This is a genomic window from Parabacteroides sp. AF48-14 (assembly GCF_003477465.1).
GTDB classification, from domain to species: Bacteria; Bacteroidota; Bacteroidia; order Bacteroidales; family Tannerellaceae; genus Parabacteroides; species Parabacteroides acidifaciens.
In genome coordinates, this window is record NZ_QUDI01000017.1 from 14,596 (window position 1) to 35,838 (window position 21,243).

The following is a 21,243-nucleotide window of genomic DNA, read 5'->3' on the forward strand; positions in this document are numbered from 1 at the left end:
GTAATTCATAAACATGCATTTACTAAGCAAATTTCAATCTTTCCTCTTACAAGGTAATGAAAGAACTGTTTTAGCAAAGAAAAATATAATTGCATCGTTAGGGCTGAAATGCATTAGTATATTAATATCCCTGCAAGTTGTACCTCTAACCATAGGATACATTGACACCGTTAAATATGGTATTTGGCTGACACTAAGTTCCATTATCTCTTGGCTATCTTTCTTTGACTTAGGCTTTGCACATGGATTCCGAAATCGCTTTGCAGAAGCAAAAGCGAAGGGAGATATGCAGACTGCAAAAGAATATCTGAGCACGACATATGCTGTCTTATCAATTTTATTTACACTCATATTTATTGGTATTACTGTTGCCAATCACTATATCCATTGGAGTGAGATATTGATTATAGACAGGCAGTACAACGCCGAACTGCATACGGTTTTCGGCCTGCTGGCCTGTTTTTTTTGCCTGAATATAGTAGGGAGTGTCTTCACCACCATGCTTATGGCTGATCAAAAACCAGCTATGGCTTCCCTCATACAAACAGGAGGGCAGGTACTTGCTTTTATTACAATTTATGTACTGACAAAAACAACAGCGGGAAATTTGGTCAACCTGGCTATCGCTTTTTCAGGTATTCCTTGTATCCTGCTGTTTATAGTCTCCTTTTTTATATTCAGGACAGAAAGGTACAAACCTATAGCTCCCTCCTCCCGTTTCATCCGTTTTTCCCTGACCAAAAATATAATAGGATTGGGCGGACAATTTTTTATAATCATGATAGCGATGATGTTTATTTATCAGTTTATGAATATTATTATTTCTCGCGTAAAAGGACCTGAGGCTGTAACAGAATACAATATAGCATACAAATACTTCAACACTCTGAATATGTTCGCAACTATTATATTAACACCTTTCTGGTCCGCCTTCACGGATGCCTATACAAAAAAAGACTTCAGATGGATGAAGCAAGTACATCGTAAACTGGAAAGAATGTGGCTAATCTTTATCTTACCTGTTTCAGCGTTCATGCTTATCTGTTCAAACCAAATATATAAATGGTGGATAGGAAATGACGTCAAGATATCTCTATCTGTATCTTCAATGGTTGCTATTTATGTGCTGGCACAAACATTGGTAGGAGTTTATACCACATTGATAAACGGAACAGGTAAAGTAAGAATACAGATGCTTATCTATCTATTTTTTTCAATTTCGGCATTGCCTGTTATCAATTACGGATGTGAGAAAATGGGAATTATAGGAGCTTTGTTATTTCCCACAGTCGTCTGCCTTTTCCAGGTTATAATGGGGCGAAAACAATTAACTAAAATAATTATGAATAAGGATTATGGAATTTATAGTAAATAATAACCGGCTAACAGTTTCAAGATGTATAACAATCACAATATAATTGCAATCAATTTCTCCGATGCTAATTTTGAGACGCAAAGGAAATATAACACCTTGACAGCTTACAAGACAGGAAAAGCAGATAAGGTGATAGAATATACACCCAAAGATATCGATAAAGAGTTCTATCATAAAAACTCACGCATTTTCGCTTATCGCCGGGGAGCTGGCCTATGGCTCTGGAAACCTTATTTTATTCTGAAAACACTGGTGCAAATAAAAGAAGGAGACTATCTGTTCTACTGCGATTCCGGAGCTTTTTATGATAATAAAATAAGTCGTCTGATTGATGTTCTGGAAAAAGAGGATATATCTGTCATGCCTTTCGAACTGCCTTTATTAGAAAGGCAATGGACTAAAAAAGAAGTTTTTTCCATCATGGGGTATGATGATCTTTCCTCCAATCAAATTTGTGCCAGCTATATATTGCTTAAAAAGAATGACTTTTCAAGAAAAATTATCGAGGAATGGCTAAACTATATGCAAGATGAGCGTTGTGCCTCTCCAAACCAATTCACTCAAGAAAAGAATCCGGTGGATTTCATCGAGCATCGTGAAGACCAATCCGTATTCTCACTAATTTGCAGGAAAAACGGAATTATTCCCTTCAGGGATCCCTCCCAGTTTGGCGACAGACCATGGCAATATGCTTGGAATAAAAAATATGCCGACAAAAAACAATGGACATACAATGAAAAAAAATATCCAAATTCTCCTTATCCAAGAATAATAGTCAGTAACCGTCGGGTCGAGCCACAAGCATTCAGGAAGAGGGAGAAGATACGTAATCTATTATGGCATTTAGGAATATACAACAAGTATTACTTCAAATATAAAACAGGGGCAATAATTTGATATGAAAGAAAGTAACTCAAAAATCACAATTATCACAGTCTCATACAATGCTGTTACTTCCATTGAACCAACAATACTTTCGGTTATCAACCAGACTTATCCCAATATCGAATATATTGTCATAGATGGTGGAAGCAACGATGGAACTGTCGATATCATTAAAAAGTATCAAAACAAAATATCTTATTGGGTAAGTGAACCGGATAAAGGTATTTATGATGCAATGAATAAAGGTATTCGTATGGCTACTGGAGACTGGATTAATTTCATGAATGCCGGAGACACATTTTTCTGTGATACATCTCTAAACTTATTATTCATACCTGAGCCCGACTCTGGCATCGATATCATATATGGTGACACCGAATTTATTTACGCATTCGGAAGATATGTCAGACAACCGGCAGAACTTGAAAAGTTAAAATATGGAATGATCTTTTGCCACCAATCGTCATTTGTCAAAGCCGACCTATTAAAAAAACGGAACTATAATACAAAATATAAAATATGTGCTGATTATGATTTCTTCTACTCTTGCTTGAAAGAAAGAAAAACATTCCAATATATTCCACATACAATCTCTGTTTTCGATGCTCGAAACGGTTTGTCATCTGTAAACAGAATTGCACGTGAACGGGAATTCGGTATTATATCCGGACGTTCGCATACCCCCCAGTGGAAGCTGGAATATTATAAATTTATAATCAGCCACCAAATAAAAGGGATAATCAAGCAATCATTGCCTGAGAATTTATTATTCAAAATAAGGAGATGGAACTTTAAACGTATTACTAAAGCTGTAAATCAAGCACATGAGTATCATTATTAGACCAGATATCAGTATCATCATTCCTGTATATAATGCGGCGAAATGGCTCCCTCGCTGTTTAGACTCTATCAGACAACAGACATTTGACAACTTTGAGGTAATGATAGTCAACGATGCCAGTTCGGATAATTCTCTGAAAATAGCGATGGCATATGCACGGAGAGACAACCGTATTGTCATCATCAATAAAGAAAAAAATGGGGGGACAATGTCCGCCCGAGAAAGCGGTTATCAAAAAGCACAAGGTAAATACATCACTTTTAGCGATGCTGACGATTATTTTCCTAAAAACGCCTTTCAAATCCTTTATGATAAAATAACTGCAGATCATTCCGATATTGTATTCGGAGGATATACGATTATCAATAACGGTCAATCTGAAAGGATAAGAACCCGTCAAATACAAATCAACAGTTCATCTGAAGAAATACAAACGTTATTTCTGAAGCGAAAACTACCCTATACTTTATGGGGGAATATTTATTCGGTAAATTTGTTTAGAGACTATTCGCCTGCAGCCTATCCAGGTATGACAAATGCTGAAGACAGAATGTTGCTGGTTCAATTGGTGTCTCAAGCGAAAAGATTCAGCTCAGTTTCTTCTTCCTGTTACAATTACTGCCTGAATAATGAATCCAATTCACACCCCAGAATATCCGAACATCTTTTGAAAAATATTATGTTCTCTAACGATTGGTGCTATCAATACCTTATAAAAATTGGTGTTTATTCAGGGTATGTACTATCCTACCATCTTTATAGAATCCGTTATTTGCTGGAAATAGGATATAAATTCAACGATATCCAGCAATTTACATTGCTGGATAAAAAACTTTACACATTTACTTCTGCACGGAATCACGTAAATCTATACTTTGCAATACATTATTTACTATTGCAAAAAAGTAAATTGTATGCAAACTGCTATTCTGGTTTAAGAAGTATCTACCATACATTATCAGAACAAATATAATATGTTCCAAACGACATATGTATATTCATCATTAATGTTGATTATGATCCTTTCCGGCTATATTTACATGAAAAGGAGCTGTGGAGACAGAAATATCAGAACAGCTTGGTTTAATGTTGATTTTTTACTACCCATTATTTGCTTTGCTTTGCTTTTCGGAGTCAGATATGATGTGGGCAACGATTATGAGAGTTATTTAGAAATCTACGACGGATATTCACACCATTCTGTTGTCAGAGATGATCTGGAAGTCGGGTTCAAACTGATCACCCAACTCATGGCAGAATCCGGTATGCACTATTCTTTTTATTTCAGCTTGATTGCTTTTCTTCAAATATTTCTAATCTATTATACCTTCCGAAAAGAAGGATATCTTTTTCCATTTCTGGCATTCATGATAATGTCAGGAGCTTTTTTAGGATGGATGAGCGTTATCAGGCAGTCATTAGTCTGGTGCCTGTTTGTATACGCAGTTCCATTTATCAAACAAAAAAAGTTCATCCCTTATATGTTATGCATAGCAGCAGGATACACCCTTCATAGAACAGCGCTCCTGCTGTTACCTTTATATTTTATCTTCAAATCGGGAAAGGATTTTTTTAGAAATATACCTTTGCAACTCTCATTGCTGTTTATGTCTTTACTGTTAAGTGGGGTCTCAATATGGAGCCAATACTTAAAGAACATCGATGTTATTTTAAATTTAATCGGATTAGGGGACAGATACAATAACGTAGAGAGTGTTTTGACTCTTGACGAAGATTATGTCTATGGGCCACGAACATGGCTTATTTTCCTACTAAATATCATACTTATATTATACAGCAATAAAGTTAAAGACACATTTTCTTCTTCAAATATAAAGATATATTATAACTTGTATTTTATAGGTAGCTGTATAAATTTGTTGCTTGTAGGTAACCATGCTTTACAAAGACCATTGTTGTTTTTTGTCAATATGAATATTATTGTGTTTTCCTATCTACTGGTATATCTGTGGAAATACGGAGGTAAGAGCATTTTACATACAGCAGCTTTCCTCCTAATTATTGCCGTTCAACTTATTAATTTCGGAACTACAATCTATTTGGGAGATCAGGAAAGAATGAAAGCAACTTACCATTTCTGGTGGGAACAAACTTAAATGAACATGAATATATTTTCAATCAAAACATTAGAACAAAAACTTGGGATATTCCATTGGAATATTGGTTTTATAGAGTCTTCATTAAATATGATCTTAAACTCCAGCTCTTATCGTTTACCCATTCAATGGCTTCAGCACCCATATCGGGATCGCTTCTTTGCTGATCCTTTTATATTGAAAGTAACAGATGACATAATAGAAGTTCTGGTTGAAGAGTTTTTTTATGATAAATGGAAAGGAAACATTTCATTATTAACCGTTTCGCGTAAGAACTACAAACTAATCAATCGAAAGACCGTATTGGAACAAGAGACTCATCTATCCTTTCCTTATATTTACAAAGAGGGTAATCAAACATATGTCATTCCGGAGAACAGTCAAAGCGGCTCGCTCTCTATTTATGAATATAACTATAACAGTCAAATATTGGAAAATCCTCAAATAATGATACAAGCGCCGATCGTAGATCCGGTTATCATCAAAGTCTGTGATCTCTATTATCTACTATGTACTTCTCTGGATTTTGATAAAGATAAAGACTTACTCCTTTATTATTCCGAGAAGCTAACCGGTCCTTATAAACCTTTTTGGGAAATCCAATGAAGCAAGATATCACATCAGCTCGCCCTGGAGGCGGTTTTTATAACTTGGACAGCAACTACTACAGATGTACTCAAAACTCTAAAACCGGTTATGGTGCTTCTCTTAACATCTGCAAAGTAGAATCTATTGAAAAAAACAGATTTGAAGAAGAAAAAACGAGTTGTATCATGCCCGATTCCAAATATAAATATGGCTTACATACATTAGATTATAAAGACGGTATATGTGTTGTCGACGGACTAAAATACATTTATAGTCCAATGCTTAAAATAAAAAGAAAATTATCTTTCTTCAAATGAAATCACTTCACAAAATACGATCAAATAGAATGCAGTACGGATATATAGGATGTATCATACGCATGTTTCATTTCATATTCCGCCAAGTCGGTGTCGTTTGGGAAAGGTTTTATTATTTGGAGAAAGAGCTAACACTCAATGATGCAGAAGCGGCATGTAATACAAATTATACGATACAAGTACTTACATTCGATGATTTTCAGAAAGGTGACATATCCTACTTTACTAAGGCAAAACTCATCAACATAAAAAAACAACTGCTCGACAAGACATATATACCTTACGGAATCATTAAAAACAAGAAACTGGCTTATTCTGCATGGATAAGTTTGAAGACACTCCCACTTCCTTATGGCTTCGAATTAAATTTAAAAGAAAACGAAGGTGCTCTGTTTGATGACTATTGCGCACCTGAGTTTAGAAATCAAGGGATGCATAGTGCCGTATTACGACACAGATTAGGTCAACTTTACAGATATGGCAAAAATAAGGGAGTTGTAGTTATACTGACCGGCAATCGCCCTGCGCTAAAAGCCGAAACAAAGGCCGGCTTTAAAACGACAAAGAAACTCACCATTCTTAAAATATTCGATAATAAAACAATGATATGGAAATAATCGATAGAAAGTCATTCTTCGAAATAGAGAAACAAATGGAAATAACCCCTTTCACCCAGGGAAAAGGTTGGGACAATTATATTGGCAATAAAAGCGATAGTCTTTACTTTGTCGACAATTATTCTAATCCCAGTATCTGTTGCCGAGGAGAACTCTACAATAAACCATTTATTGGTTCCGTCCTTCGCATACAGGGAGAAGCGGTAAAGCAGCCAAAGCAAGAGACGATTCAAAACTTCTATAAAGGAATAGCTCAAATCGGTTATTCTTTAGTTCTTATATCCAGTCTTTCCCCTTATGATATTGAATATGAAATAGGAATAAGAGAAGCAGGTTTTATCCGTCCACTTCATCAGACTACATGTCCATTGACTATCTTGATTAATACGCTTGACAGACCAGCCGGACACAGAAGCTGGAAAAGAAACATAAAAAAAGCAATAGCTGCCAAATGTTCCTTCCAAATAATATCGCAACCCACACTAAAAGATTGTGAAACTTTTGTGAGAATTTTTGAAGAAATGGCTACCAAAAAACAGTTATCATATATCCTTAACAAACAAAATATATACAATTTGCTTCAAGACCCGGATTACAAACTATTTTTCGTTTATAGCGCCACAGGCTCTATCATTGCCGGTAGGATTATTTATATCAACGGCAAGCATGCATGGGATGTATTTGCTGCTAATAGTAATGAGTCCAGGGAAAACGGAGCCAGCTATTTTATTATAGAAAACATATTGGACTATCTTTCTAATGAAAACATAATTTTTTTCGATTTTGGAAGAATTGGTCCAGGGCTTACTAATAGTAACCAAGTTTATTTATTCAAACAATCATCAGGTGGCTATCCTATTCCATATAACGGAGAATGGATATTTGCAAAAAACAAAATTAATGAGTTACTAATGTTGACCTATCGTTATATACTAAAAAAAGGTATTAGATATTAACAGTCGATGATTAACATGACAAAGAAAATTTTACTCATTAACAACGCATATCCGTCTCCACAAAGACCAAATAGCGGGACATATGTACAATCAATCAAAGGGAGATTGGAAGAAGCAGGATTTCAAGTAGATATGCTGGTGTTATACTCTTCCGGAACTAAATTGAAGGAAAAAATCAAAGATTACGCATCTTTCTACCTTAAACTGTTGTCTGCTCCTTTAAAACAGTATGATGTGCTGTATATCAACCATTATACGCTCATGCTTCCTTTGTTCATCCGTATCCCGTTTCAGAAAAACAAAATCATCTTTCACTGGCATGGAGAAGAATTAGTACATAACACCCTTTTCTTCAAAGCCATACGCTTTTTAATAAAAAAAACGTTGAAGAAAAACGACATCCATATATCACCCTCTTTTTATTACCGTTCTGTTATCACGAGGCAATTAGATATCAATCCGGAAAGAATACAGATTTCACCAAGTGGCGGTATTGATACAAGTTTATTTTGCCCGGGAGAATCGAAATGGGAAAAGCATTCTCTGCATCTCGGTTTTCCATCTGCCCTAACCAAAAACAAAGGAGTTGAATACCTTTATCAACTAATACAGAAGGTACCAGAACTACAAAAAAAACTAAAAAAAGATATTTATATCCATTATATTGATTATGGAGATGAAGATAACCATTGGAAAAAAGCATTCTATGAATATCCGATACAACTAATCAGGCATGTGCCCTATCCCCAATACCTAATGTACAAATTTTACCAGGAACTCGATATTTGCCTGATGTTCTCTAAAAGAGAATCTTTAGGACTCGTTGTACTCGAAGCAATGGCATGTAATATTCCGGTCATCGCCAGAAATACAACTTCCATGCCGGAATTGGTTCGACCAGGTATAAGTGGTGAATTAATATCTTTCTCTCCTGATATTGATGAGATATTGAATAAAATAGAAATAATATCCAAGAATAAAGACATATACACTCCGGCAGAATTTGTTCGTGAGAATTATAGTAAAAGTTCTGTTGTCTACTTCTACAAACAGTTGCTAACTAATACATAAACAGTATGGATATAGAACAACTAAAGGCATTCAACAAGCTCCGTCTTTACTGTGAAGCCGAACAATTCAAAGGCTGGGACCCATACGACGGGTTAAACTCCAAGGTTTTCCAAAGCATACCTTTTCTGAATAGGTCAGCCATATGCCGATTGATTATGATACAAGGATTCAAACGCATGCCTTTTAACATGCGCAGCTTGTTTCTCGTCCCGAAAGAATATAATTCAAAAGGAATCGGACTTTTCCTACAAGGATATTGTAACCTATATTCTATGATAGAAAAGACTGGTAAGGAAGATTTATTCGGGAAAAAAGAGGTTGTCCTATCCTATATTGACCAACTGGCAGAACTCCTAATAACACTCCGTACTGAAGGATATAGTGGTTCATGCTGGGGATATAATTTTGATTGGCAGGCACGTCGTTTGTTTCTTTTTCCAAAGAATACTCCGACAGTTGTGGCAACAAGCTTTTGCACAACTGCACTTATAAGTGCTTACAGAATCACACAAAAAGAGCGCTATCTTACAACAGCATTATCGGCTGCCGACTTTGTTATACAGGATTTACACAGAACCCCTCAGAAAAGAGGATTTCTTTTTTCATACAGCCCGATACCCGGTAACGACACAGTGTATAACGCCTCACTTTTAGGAAGTAAAATCCTTAGTTACTGCTATCAATATACTGGCAAGGATTTATACAAAGAATTAGCAGGAGAATCTGTTCAGGCTTGCTGCGATGCACAAAATAGAGATGGTTCATGGTCATATGGAATACTGCCTGTACAAGCTTGGAAAGACAGTTTCCATACCGGCTATAATCTTGATTGCATACAGGAATACCAGACTTTAACGGGAGATATGACTTTTTCTACCCATATAGAAACCGGCTTTAAATATTACATGCATAATTTTTTTAAAAGAGACGGGACTCCCAAGTATTATAATGATAAAACATACCCCATTGACATCCACTGTCCAGGGCAATTGCTCGTCACTTTATTCAAACTGAGGAAGTATCCGGAATACAAAGAATTAGCCAACAGAGTTGTAAACTGGACTATTACGAATATGCAAGACTCCAAAGGATATTTTTACTATCAGCTTAAACAGACCTTCAGCTCCTACATTTCTTATATGCGTTGGAGCAATGCATTCATGTTTAATGCTTTATCTTATTATTTATTAGCACAATTACGAGATGAGAAATAAAACGATCTTGATAAACGGAATAAAAGTCCACCCCTTCCCCTCTGAAGCCAACCTTCTGGAATATGTGAGGGAACATAAGGGGATATTGGTGGCGATCAATGCAGAGAAGATACTGCATGCGACTCAGCAAGTACGGGATATTATTAACAGGAATATCGGGTATTGCGACGGTATAGGTGCGGTTATGGCAATGCGCCGGCATGGCGTACGGAACGCAATAAAAATTCCGGGATGCGAATTATGGCTAAAACTCACAGCCGCTTTATATAAACAAGACAAAACGTTCTATCTTGTCGGGAGCAAACAAGAGGTTATTGAAAAGACTGTTTCCCGGTTGCAACAGGATTTTCCCGGTATCCGGATTGCGAACTACCGGAATGGATATATACGAACGGAGGAAGAGAAGGCGGCACTCATCGCTGACATCAAAGCGAAAAAACCAGATGTAGTCTTCATTGCAATGGGATCGCCCAAACAGGAGTTGCTAATGGATGAGATGTTCAAAGCATATCCCGCCATTTATCAAGGGTTAGGGGGAAGTTTCGATGTCTATACCGGGAACGTGAAACGGGCTCCCGATTGGTGGGTGAAACATAACCTTGAATTTGCATACCGTCTGTTGAAACAACCATCCCGTATTAAACGGCAAATTCATTTAATCAAATTCCTGATCCTCGTTAAAGCAGGAAAGATATAATCTATAACAATATGCACAAAATAATGCTCGTCTTCGGAACACGCCCCGAAGCAATCAAAATGGCTCCGTTAGTGAAGGAGTTCCGGAAATATCCGGAAAAGTTCGAGACTATCGTATGTGTGACCGGGCAACACAGGGAGATGTTGGACCAGGTATTGAGGCTTTTCAACATCGAGCCGGACTATGACCTGAACATCATGAAGCAAGGGCAGGACCTCTACGATGTGACCGCCCGTATCCTGACAGGTATGCGTAATATCCTGCAGGAGGTACAACCCGACCTCGTTCTGGTACATGGCGACACGACAACCTCCACAGCATCAGCGCTTGCCGCCTTCTACCGGCAAATACCGGTTGGACATGTGGAGGCCGGGCTGCGCACGCATAACATCTACAGCCCCTGGCCGGAAGAAATAAACAGACAGATCACGGGAAGGATCGCCACCTGGCACTTCTCTCCTACTGCGTTGAGCCGAAACAATTTACTGCAGGAAGGGGTTGATGAAAAGCAGATTCGGATTACCGGCAACACCGTGATCGACGCCCTCTATCACGTCGTTGCAACTATCAGGGAAGACCCGTCATTGCAAAAACGGCTGATAAACGAACTGAAAGAGGCTGGCTATAAAACAATCGGAACAATCAAACAAAGCCGGCGTAAATCGGTTTTAATAACAGGCCATCGCCGGGAGAACTTCGGCAAAGGATTCATCCGGATATGCCGGGCGATCAAGACACTGTCGGAACGATATCCGGATGTGGACTTTGTTTATCCCATGCATCTGAATCCCAATGTGCGCGAACCGATTAACGAAGTCTTCGGGAAGGTTCACCAGCCGAACCTGTTCTTTATCGAGCCTTTGGAATATCTGCCCTTCGTCTATCTGATGGAACGGTCGGCACTTGTCCTGACCGACAGCGGAGGCATACAAGAAGAAGCTCCGGGCCTGGGGAAACCGGTGCTCGTCATGCGCGACACGACGGAGCGGCCAGAAGCACTGGAGGCAGGAACGGTCAAACTGGTGGGAACAGACTGCGACCGGATCGTGGACGAAGTATCCCGTTTGTTGGATGACAACGCCTACTATAACCGTATGAGCCAGGCAATCAATCCCTATGGTGACGGGACAGCAAGCCAACGAATCGTTCAAACAATAGAAAAAGTAATATGAGAAAAAACGCCAAATATGTTATGGGTATCCTGCTTCTGCTGGTATCGGTCACGATAAGTGCGCAAATTCCGCAGGAGCTGCTCGAAAAAGCCCGCGCCGCCGGCATGACCGAGGAGCAGATACAGAAAGAAGTTGCCAAACATGGAAAAGAACAGTCCGGCATCAACCAAATGATAAAGCCGGCAACGGAAAACACGGTGAGCGATCGGGCGGCCTTGTCGCACCAGGTACTTCCCCCACTGGAAGACCAACGCGACGACAACCAACCGAAGCAACCGCTCGAGGAGATCGTTTTCGGACGAGAGATATTCTCCGACAAAAACCTGACCTTCGAGCCGGAACTCAACATTCCGACACCCAAGAACTATGTCCTTTCGGCAGGCGATGAAGTGCTGATCAATGTTTGGGGAGATTCGGAACTAAACCTGAAACTCACCCTTTCGCCCGACGGAACGATCCTCATCCCCAATGTCGGTCCCGTACCTTTGAGCGGGCTGACCATCGAAGCGGCGGAGCAACGCATCCGGCAAGAACTAAGGAAGATCATGGCGACACTCGACGGCAGTGAACCTAACACGTTCGTTTCCGTCGGACTGGGACAAATACGCAGCATAAAAGTCAACATTGTGGGCGAGGCCGTCGCACCGGGCACATACACCCTATCGTCACTCGCCACCCTCTTCAACGCCCTCTATGCGGCAGGCGGAGTGAACGATATCGGCTCACTGCGCAATATAAAGGTGTACAGGAACAGCAAGGAGATCGCCAACCTCGACGTGTACGACTACCTGCTTAACGGCAAGTACGACACCAACATCCGCCTCGAAGACAATGACATGATCATCATCGGTCCTTACGAGCAACTTGTCAACGCAGGCGGCAAGGTCAAACGTGAACGGACGTACGAACTTCGCGGGGGCGAGACGCTGGCCGATTTGCTCGGCATGGCAGGCGGTTTCACAGGAGACGCCTACACGCAGAACATCCGAGTAAAACGGAAAGCCGGCGACCGTTACAAGATCGCAACCGTCAACGAAGAACAGTTCCCGACGTTTGTCCTGCAGGACGGCGACTCGCTGATGGTCGACTCCGTCATCCCCTACTACGACAACCGGATTATCATATCGGGAGCTGTCTGGCGACCCGGCGAGTATGAGCTGAGTTCGGATGTCCACACCGTCAAACAGCTGATCCGACAGGCTTCGGGGCTTAAGGGGGATGAGTTTGCCGGACGGGCCCAGATCACGCGCCTGAACCCGGATTTCACAAATTCGGTGATCGCCATCAACATCGTGGACATACTGAACGGCCAGGCTCCCGATGTCGAACTGCAAAAGGAAGACCAACTGTACATTCCCTCCCTGTTCGACCTCCGCGAGCCCTACACCATCAAAGTGAGCGGAGCCGTCAACCAGCCCGACACCGTATTGCCTTACCGCAAGAACCTGACCGTAGAGGATGCCATCATCCTGGCTGGCGGATTACGTGAAGCGGCCGCGACCGTCAACGTGGAAGTCGCCCGCCGGATTAAAAATCCGTCGGCCACACAGAGCAGCAACCAGATGGCCGAAACGTACAGCTTCACCCTCGGCGACGGGTTAGCCGTCATCGCCGGCGACACGCTTTTCACACTCGAACCGTTCGATGAAGTATTCGTCCGCTTCTCTCCCGGATACCAAGAACAACAAGTGGTAAAAGTCGGAGGCGAGATCACCTTTGCCGGTAACTACGCCCTGAAGAAAAAGAACACCCGCCTCAGCGAACTGATCGCACAATCCGGTGGTGTCACCCCCGACGCCTACATACGGGGAGCCAGCTTGAAGCGCAAGCTCACCACCGACGAACTGCGCCAGATAGAAACCCTCCTGCAGCTAAGCAACAACAACCAGCAGGGACGCGACTCGATCTCTGTCTCGCTCGCTAACCTGAAGGAATACCCTGTGGGCATTGACCTGCAAAAAGCGCTGGCGCATCCGGGCAGTGCCGATGACCTCGTCTTGCGCGACGGCGATGAGCTATACATCCCGCAACAACAAAGCACGGTGAAGGTCAGAGGCGCCGTCACCTACCCCAACAGCGTGACCTACACGAAAGGAATGGACGTGCGCGACTGTCTTTCCCAAGCGGGAGGTTACAACGACATCGCCCGCAAGTATCCCATCGTCATTTACATGAACGGGAAGGTAGCGACGACACAACGCAAGATGATCTTTTTCAAACGTTACCCGAAAGTGGAACCGGGCTGCGAGATCGTTGTACCCGCCAAGACACAACGCGACCGCCGGACAAGCCTGGCGGAGATTATGAGTGTCGGCAGCTCCGTCACCTCGATGGCAGCCATGATTACGTCAATGATCAACCTTTTAAAGTAAACAGATGGACAACAACAATCATATCCTGTCGTCTCCCCAGCAAGAGATCGACCTCATCGCCCTTGCCGCTTATCTGTGGAAGAGGAAACGCTTGCTCCTGAAATGTTGCGGAATCTCGGTGATTACGGGGCTGATCGTCGCCTTCAGCCTGCCCAAAGAATACACCACGACAGTGAAGTTAGCCCCCGAAACGACCGACGCAACAAGCAAGATGGGCAATCTCGGCGGACTGGCAGCAATGGCGGGGATAGACCTTGGATCGGCTGCGGGGCAGGATGCTTTGTCGCCCAACCTCTATCCCGACATCGTACACAGCACCCCTTTCCTGTTGGAACTTTTCCCCGAAAAGGTAACGGAAAAGGAAAAGAAGCACACGATGTCTTTGTACGATTACATGGCTGACCATCAGCATGCCGCATGGTGGTCAGCGTCGTGAAAGCACCTTTAAAGGGACTGACGGCCCTCCGCGCACTCTTCTCCCACACGGAGGAAAACGACAGTGTCCTCAACCCTTTCCTCCTCACCCGGAAGCAGGAAGCCGTACTCCGTGACCTGCGCCAACGCACCACTGTTTTCGTCGATAAGAAAACGATGGTCGTCACCCTCGCAGTCGAGATGCAGGACCCGCTTATCTCTGCCGAAGTGGCACGCAACATCGCGGGCAAACTACAGACCTACATCACGCGCTACCGGACACAGAAAGCAAAGAAAGACCTGGAATTCACAGAAAAGGTGCTGAAAGAATCCCGTGCCGCCTACTACAAGGCGCAACAGGCCTACGCCGCTTTTGAGGACGGCAACAAAAACATCATCTCCGCCAGCTACCGCACCGAACAGGAGCGGCTGCGCAACGAAATGACTCTCACCTTCAACGTCTACAACACGCTGGCACAAAAGCTGGAGCAAGACAAGCTGCGGGTACAGGAACAAACACCCGTCTACACCATCATCGAACCAGCCTCCGTCCCCCTCAAAGCATCATCCCCGAAGAAACTGCTGATCCTGGTCGCCTTCACCTTCCTAACTTTCCTTGGCGGAAGCGGATATCTGGTGATAAAGAAGATTCACTGATCCGGCGAACAGGCATGAAATTTCAGGGACTTATTGTATAAAACTCATTTTTTCAGGCCCAAAAGGCATCCGAAACAAAACAAATGTTAATCCGCTTTTTTGACCTCAAAAAGGGACTTTTTCCTCTTTTTTGAGCGTTTTCAACAATTACGACCGTCCTCTTTGCCACTGCGACCGTGCTAATGTGTAGTGCACTCGGCACCTCGCGAAGATTAGCACGGTCGTAATGGCGATTTGGACGGTCGTAATTGGAAAAAGGACCGTCTTTAGGGCAAAAAAGCACCTGAATTTCCTTGCGATATCTGGAACGCCGTCCGTTTTATTTTCAAATATTCGATTCTCCGGGAGTTAAGCTTTATCACTTTGTCGGCGTTTCCGTCTTTCGGCAATCAAATTGTACGCTTTCCGGAATGGGCTGCGCACCTCATCTTCTCTATTGTCAGTCGAACAGGTTAAAACCATGAAAAAAGTCAATTCAAAATCGATCAACTTTTCGGACGAAATAGAAAAACATCCCGGAAAGGGGGTTATTGTAAGTTTTAACATATTTAAAGTCAACTGTCATCACATTTTTCTGACCGAACTAAAAATAGGTAGAAACTGCATAGAGTGGTACATTTGTCATCCAATCTTGTTCACGATAGTCCGACATAGAAAAGCGTAATCCGTGCAACTCTGGATGATCAGCAACAAAAATAGAAAGTGACTTTGAACGAAGATTCTCTTCGGCCTTCGCTTCTATCGGAACTATCTTACTGCCATGCTGAATTAAAAAGTCGATTTCTAACTTCGCATCATTACTATAATAGAATACAGAAGTGTTGTGAGTAGATACCAACTGGCTCATCACATAATTTTCCGTAAAAGCACCTTTGGATTCCTCCATACCGTTATCCGCCACCAATAAATTCTCCGGAGGTGTTTCACTCATTGCTCCTAACAACCCACAGTCCAATAGAAACAACTTAAAACTGGAAATGTCAACATAAAATTTCAAAGGCATTTTAGGCTGTAATATTCTTTCTGCTTTATATACTAATCCGGCATCCATCAACCATTGTATAGCCACCTCAAAATCTTTAGCCCTTCCTCCAGGTTTGGCCACACCATAAATAAACTTCTTGTTTTCCTTTACTAACTGAGAAGGCATAGAACGCCACACCATATTAATGCGGTTGGATTCCGAGATTGGTACATGCTTCGATATGTCTTTTTGATAAGTATAGAGAATATTGTTTTGAATCTCTCTCACTTTCATTGCATCATTGGTCCCAATGAACTCATTTACAGATTCAGGCATGCCGCCCACAAAATAATATTCACGTAAAGCCTTGATAAACTCACCCCTAAGAAGTTTTATAGTGATCCAATCTTTTGAACGAAGAATATCTACCATTTGGCTTTTCCCCTTTGCCAATAAGAACTCATCGAATGTCATAGGATAAATATGCAAAATATCTACCTTGCCGACAGGAAATGACTCCCCTCTGTGCATAGAGATACCCAACAATGATCCTGCTACAGCCACATGATACTGAGGCGCATTTTCACAAAAATACTTCAGAACCGACAACCCACGGGGCGACTCTTGAATCTCATCAAGAATAATCAGTGTTTTGCCGGCTTCTATGCTTTGCTGCGTGATAGCTCCAATCGCAAGGATAATACGCTGCATATCATAATCCTGCACAAACAAATCTTTTGCCAACTCATTATCATCACAATTGATGTAAGCCACGTTGGCAAACTCCTGCTCACCAAACTTCTTGAGTATATAAGTCTTGCCAACCTGACGTGCACCCGCCAATATAAGAGGCTTCCTACGCTCCTTATTTTTCCATTCCTTGAGTTGTTCTATAATGTTTCTGTACATAGCAATCTATTATTTAATAGCACTTTCCATGCAAATATACAATATTCCGACCGAATATTACGCAAAAAGTCACATTTTTCCGACCGAATATTCTCTGTAAAACCACAAAATATCGACCGAACTTAAGATTCCTATGACCGGCTCACTTGCAACCCCTTATCCGAAAGACTCATTTCGACGAAGCGGGCGTTCCCGTTTTGCGGTTCTGCGGTGAGCAGGCGGCGTATCTGTAAGGCGGCTTCGGGGTCTTTGGCTACGATGTAGAGGTAACCTCCGCCACCGGCGCCGGGAAGTTTGCATCCTAAAGTGTAATCCTGTATGCGCGATATCAAGCGTTCCACAGCGGGAGGATTGGTTCCGGCATCGAGCGCCTTGTTCTGTTCCCAAGTTTTGCCGACCAGCTTGCCGTACGCTGTAAAATCGCCCCGCAGGATTGCTTCGTACATATCGAGAGCGTGCGCTTTCATCCCGGAAAGCAAGCCAAGATGTGTGCCGCTGTTGAGAAACATTCCACGTACGATTTCGGCCAGGATATCCTTTGCCGTCCGCGTGATTCCCGTGTAATACAGCAAGTGGCAAGCCCGGTATTCCGGTTCGGTAAAAAGATACTCGGGTAGCCAGCGCACCGATGGATTCTGATGGAAACCTTCGCCTGTCTGCAACAGCTTCAACCCGTGCAGCACACCCCCATACTGGTCTTGCCAGCCGCCACCTGTCGTGAGTAGCTGCTCGAGAATCAGCGTACGGTTGCCAATCTCGTTCTTATCCCATGCCAGACCGCAAAAATCCGACAACGCACCCAACACCGTAGCCGCCAGGATCGAGCTTGTACCCAATCCGGAACCGGCAGGGATCGCGGCGAGCAACGTCACTTCCAGCCCACAGCCGAATGCTTTCAACTGCTCTTCCAGAGAGTGGAAACGTCCGGAGGAAAATTCGGGGATGAAACCAGCCAGCGCCAATGCAGCTTTCGGGATGGAGAAGGGCGAACCTACTTTCTTAAAATCCCGCAGTTCGTCCCAGGTGGAAATACACTCCCTCGCACCCATATCGATGGAACGGAGGATAATATGAGGTTCATTTGCCGGTTTCACATAAACCTGCAAGGGCGGTTGTCCGTTCAGCTCGATTGCGACGTTTACCACGTTTCCGCCGGCATACATGCAGTAAGGCGGCGTATCTGTCCATCCTCCCGCAAGATCGATGCGCACAGGGCTACGTCCCCAGACAATCTGGTCACGATAAACGTTAAGGTGCGGCGATTGCTTCTCATCGGCTATCGTGCCGGTCAGTCCCTCGCGCAGCAATGAAAAGGCCATCTGTTGCTCCTCATCACAACGGCTGTCACCCGAAAGCTGCATGACACGGGCACGGAACATATGGTCGTATATGCGCTTCATCAAGGGAGCATTTTCCGGCAATGCTTCAGGCAGCGCAAGGCCTCCGGCAACAAACTCGGAAGCGGCATCAGCCAAATCCAGCTGATAGAAAATACTTTTATCGTGATTAGCTGCAAGCATGGGCCAGTTCTTTTGCCTGAATGTTTCACGCTGGGCAAAAAGACGGCGGAGATCAGCCTCATCGGACAACCGGTTGGCCGACATCCTGACGGCTTCTTCCCAAATCTTCCGCCCTTCTTTCAACTCAGGTTCCGACACCATCCAGCGCATCACAAGACCCAAGTCGTCCACGTTACGGCAAACGGGAAACAGCGGTGCATTCTGTATATCACCACATGCCGGCAAGCTGACTCCCCTTTCCGAAGCCCACTCCCCGACCGGGCACCCCATAAAGAGCGTCTCCTCATCGGCCACATCTCCCTTGAAAGGATCGTTGAAACCATACGGACGTGCCGCCCAGCCTTCGCTATCCACCGGAACCACATCGATACAGACACCGGAGGGAACCCGGAGCGTCCAGTCATTCTCAGGAACACCCGTGATGACATGGCGGTCGGAAAGTGTCCAGCCCTTACCAATGAAACTGTTTTCGATCCATAGCTCGGAGTTATCGGCCGTTAGTGGCCGGCATACTTCGGCGTTCTGGACGAACATGGCGGGATGGGGTTTCACCTTACGCTGCATGATGGCGCGCTGGTCGCGCACGAGGTTCTGTACCGCCAGCGTAGACGAGATCAGTTCGCGGCTCGTGCCATAATGATAAAATTCTCCGCCCGGCAGAGGCAGGATAGCGACGGAAAGTGCGTTCAGCTCTTCGTCCTCTATGCGCGGATGCGCACCGAGGGCAAGCCCGAACTCGGAATACAGGTCATATTCCTTCATCTGCTTCCCGTCCGGCGTATAGGAATGTTTCATCAACAGTTCCACCGCCCGGTCGCTGAGCAGCCATACGCCGATATCCATCAGGAAGAGATGTGTGCCGGCCAGATGTCCCAACTCATCGAGAGAAGGTTTCTGAAGCATAAAATCGAGCTGGTCGGGAGCTTTGCGGTCCGATACGAATACACCGTGACGGGTAGCCAGGGCTGGATCGACCCACAGGCCATAGCAAACGACATCCGCTTCGGGTATCGCCTGCAGCGGCTCGCTGTTGCGCAGGTAGACATCGCCGCTGGCAACCAGTGTATGCAGCGAATCCGGAGCCTTCCGCATGATCTCCTCGTACAACGGAAGCTGCAATGAAAGGAGCGTTTGCGATAATTTCTGCCCTCTTGCCCACCGGAATACGGGGACAGGCGTCAGTATCTTGCCCGACGGCGCATATCCCGGCAAACGGCGGCTCTGCCCCCCGGCATGCAGCAATATGCGTTTCTCCTTTGCCAGCCATTCCTGCACGGAAACAGCCGTTCCGCCATCCTCAGCGGTGCGACAGGCTTCCAACAGCCAAGTCGTACCTCCGCCCGAGCCGAGCCGGGCACCGACAGGATCGGATGTGCAAAACCAGTCGGAAATACCTGTATGTGTTATCTCATGGAAACTGCCTACCAGATTGGGCGGCAGCGACAATAATTTCTTCATATTCTATAATTCTTTCCGGCAAATGTACTCCTTTCCACCTTTTCTACGTAAATTTTAATTTAATTTTTGGATTACGGGCGTCTTTCGTTTAAATTATTATATTCACCTTTGTACAAGGGATGCTCTCTTATAATCATACGACAATAAAAAAAGTTGGTAAATACTAATCCCACCCTTTCATTCCTTATTCTGATGTATCTTTAGTTATTCATTTAATATTCAGATAGTATGATATACGGTTATGTAAGAGTCAGTACAGATAAGCAGAGTACTGAAAATCAGCGTTTCGAGATTGAAAACTATTCAAAAGCGAAAGGTTTCCGTATCGATCGTTGGGTAGACGAAACAATCAGTGGGACAACAAGTGTATCTGATCGCCAACTCGGCAGATTATTAAAACAAGTTCGTAAAGGGGACACACTTGTAACGACAGAATTATCAAGGTTAGGACGTAATTTGATGCAGGTTATGAGTTTCCTTCATCAATGTATGGAACGGGATATCATCGTTCTTACCGTCAAAGAGCGCTATGAATTAGGCAATAACATCAATAGCAAAATTCTTGCTTTTGCATTTAGCCTGAGCGCGGAGATCGAACGTAATCTGATTTCGCAACGGACCCGTGAGGCGCTTGCACGTAAAAAAGTGGAGGGCACGAAACTCGGACGCCCCAAAGGGAAAAAACCAGTACAGGTGAAGCTGTCCGGGAAGGAAAATGTCATCCGGAAAATGATCAACGAAAAATGTTCGATGAACGAAATCGCTGAGAAATTCGGAGTCAATCGTCAAACACTCCGGGACTTCCTTCGGGATACATTCCCTGATTGGAGGAAATATAGATATATTAAGTAATCGGACCTTGATAGCTTTATTTGTCTGAATGTTAATCAATGTAACCTTAATGAACTGTTTTTGAGATAATCTATTGTCAGTCAATACGGTTGTTCCCAGCGGGGAAAAGGGTCCGCATACTAAATAATACAATCTCTCTGCGCACAAACGGCATCGTGTGCAGAAGATTTGTTATGTCCAAAAAAAATAACATTCGTATTCTTTTCCACCCTCTATTCCAATATTCTTTATAGAAAATTATACTATA

Annotated in this window: 17 protein-coding genes and 1 pseudogene; 16 read left to right on the forward strand and 2 right to left on the reverse strand. The window is 43.3% G+C overall.

The features are described 5' to 3' along the window. Positions 1–13: 13 nt before the first annotated feature. From DW083_RS09565 to DW083_RS09635, 15 genes and pseudogenes are all read left to right on the forward strand, one after another. Positions 14–1,375, forward strand: coding sequence for a lipopolysaccharide biosynthesis protein (locus DW083_RS09565; RefSeq protein ID WP_122332221.1), 1,362 nt, complete (start codon positions 14–16; stop codon positions 1,373–1,375). Positions 1,376–1,396: 21 nt separating this feature from the next. Then, positions 1,397–2,272, forward strand: coding sequence for a hypothetical protein (locus tag DW083_RS09570; RefSeq protein WP_122332222.1), 876 nt, complete (start codon positions 1,397–1,399; stop codon positions 2,270–2,272). Position 2,273: 1 nt separating this feature from the next. Then, positions 2,274–3,101, forward strand: a complete 828-nt coding sequence (locus DW083_RS09575) for a glycosyltransferase family 2 protein (RefSeq protein ID WP_122332223.1) — start codon at positions 2,274–2,276, stop codon at positions 3,099–3,101. Then, positions 3,085–4,074 (forward strand): glycosyltransferase family 2 protein, encoded by a 990-nt coding sequence (locus DW083_RS09580; RefSeq protein WP_115499045.1) that lies wholly within the window; start codon positions 3,085–3,087, stop codon positions 4,072–4,074. The genes DW083_RS09575 and DW083_RS09580 overlap by 17 nt, the downstream gene beginning before the upstream one ends. Before the next feature lie 34 nt (positions 4,075–4,108). Next, positions 4,109–5,218, forward strand: a complete 1,110-nt coding sequence (locus tag DW083_RS09585; protein WP_158582103.1) for an EpsG family protein — start codon at positions 4,109–4,111, stop codon at positions 5,216–5,218. A 6-nt stretch (positions 5,219–5,224) separates the two neighbouring features. Continuing rightward, positions 5,225–5,824 carry a hypothetical protein gene (locus tag DW083_RS09590; protein WP_147382121.1) on the forward strand — a complete coding sequence of 200 codons (600 nt, stop codon included), beginning with the start codon at positions 5,225–5,227 and terminating at the stop codon, positions 5,822–5,824. Further along, complete coding sequence (locus DW083_RS09595) at positions 5,821–6,123, forward strand: hypothetical protein (RefSeq protein WP_122332226.1); 303 nt, start codon at positions 5,821–5,823, stop codon at positions 6,121–6,123. The genes DW083_RS09590 and DW083_RS09595 overlap by 4 nt, the downstream gene beginning before the upstream one ends. 116 nt (positions 6,124–6,239) lie before the next feature. Next, positions 6,240–6,740, forward strand: a complete 501-nt coding sequence (locus DW083_RS09600; protein ID WP_147382122.1) for a hypothetical protein — start codon at positions 6,240–6,242, stop codon at positions 6,738–6,740. Next, the gene (locus tag DW083_RS09605; protein WP_122332228.1) at positions 6,731–7,696 is read left to right on the forward strand and encodes a GNAT family N-acetyltransferase; all 966 of its coding nucleotides are present in this window, start codon (positions 6,731–6,733) and stop codon (positions 7,694–7,696) included. The genes DW083_RS09600 and DW083_RS09605 overlap by 10 nt, the downstream gene beginning before the upstream one ends. 105 nt (positions 7,697–7,801) lie before the next feature. Next, the gene (locus DW083_RS09610; RefSeq protein ID WP_233552089.1) at positions 7,802–8,767 is read left to right on the forward strand and encodes a glycosyltransferase family 4 protein; all 966 of its coding nucleotides are present in this window, start codon (positions 7,802–7,804) and stop codon (positions 8,765–8,767) included. A gap of 5 nt (positions 8,768–8,772) precedes the next feature. Beyond that, positions 8,773–9,981 (forward strand): glycoside hydrolase family 88 protein, encoded by a 1,209-nt coding sequence (locus DW083_RS09615; protein ID WP_115499051.1) that lies wholly within the window; start codon positions 8,773–8,775, stop codon positions 9,979–9,981. Further along, positions 9,971–10,678 carry a WecB/TagA/CpsF family glycosyltransferase gene (locus tag DW083_RS09620; protein WP_122332230.1) on the forward strand — a complete coding sequence of 236 codons (708 nt, stop codon included), beginning with the start codon at positions 9,971–9,973 and terminating at the stop codon, positions 10,676–10,678. Before DW083_RS09615 ends, DW083_RS09620 begins: the two co-directional genes overlap by 11 nt. Positions 10,679–10,689: 11 nt before the next feature. After that, positions 10,690–11,850, forward strand: a complete 1,161-nt coding sequence (gene wecB, locus DW083_RS09625) for a non-hydrolyzing UDP-N-acetylglucosamine 2-epimerase (protein ID WP_122332231.1) — start codon at positions 10,690–10,692, stop codon at positions 11,848–11,850. Further along, positions 11,847–14,222 (forward strand): SLBB domain-containing protein, encoded by a 2,376-nt coding sequence (locus tag DW083_RS09630; RefSeq protein WP_122332232.1) that lies wholly within the window; start codon positions 11,847–11,849, stop codon positions 14,220–14,222. The genes wecB and DW083_RS09630 overlap by 4 nt, the downstream gene beginning before the upstream one ends. 4 nt (positions 14,223–14,226) lie before the next feature. Then, positions 14,227–15,293, forward strand: a pseudogene (locus DW083_RS09635) (Wzz/FepE/Etk N-terminal domain-containing protein). 583 nt (positions 15,294–15,876) lie between these two features. Here the strand turns inward: DW083_RS09635 and DW083_RS09640 are convergent. Next, positions 15,877–17,166: an ATP-binding protein gene (locus DW083_RS09640; RefSeq protein ID WP_122332233.1), complete on the reverse strand. Its 1,290-nt coding sequence runs from the start codon at positions 17,164–17,166 to the stop codon at positions 15,877–15,879. Between the two features lie 131 nt (positions 17,167–17,297). Next, positions 17,298–20,144 carry a bifunctional fucokinase/fucose-1-phosphate guanylyltransferase gene (locus tag DW083_RS09645; protein WP_122332234.1) on the reverse strand — a complete coding sequence of 949 codons (2,847 nt, stop codon included), beginning with the start codon at positions 20,142–20,144 and terminating at the stop codon, positions 17,298–17,300. Positions 20,145–20,372: 228 nt separating this feature from the next. On the opposite strand from DW083_RS09645, the gene DW083_RS09650 reads away from it, so the two are divergent. After that, positions 20,373–20,996, forward strand: a complete 624-nt coding sequence (locus DW083_RS09650) for a master DNA invertase Mpi family serine-type recombinase (protein ID WP_115499059.1) — start codon at positions 20,373–20,375, stop codon at positions 20,994–20,996. Positions 20,997–21,243 lie beyond the last annotated feature (247 nt).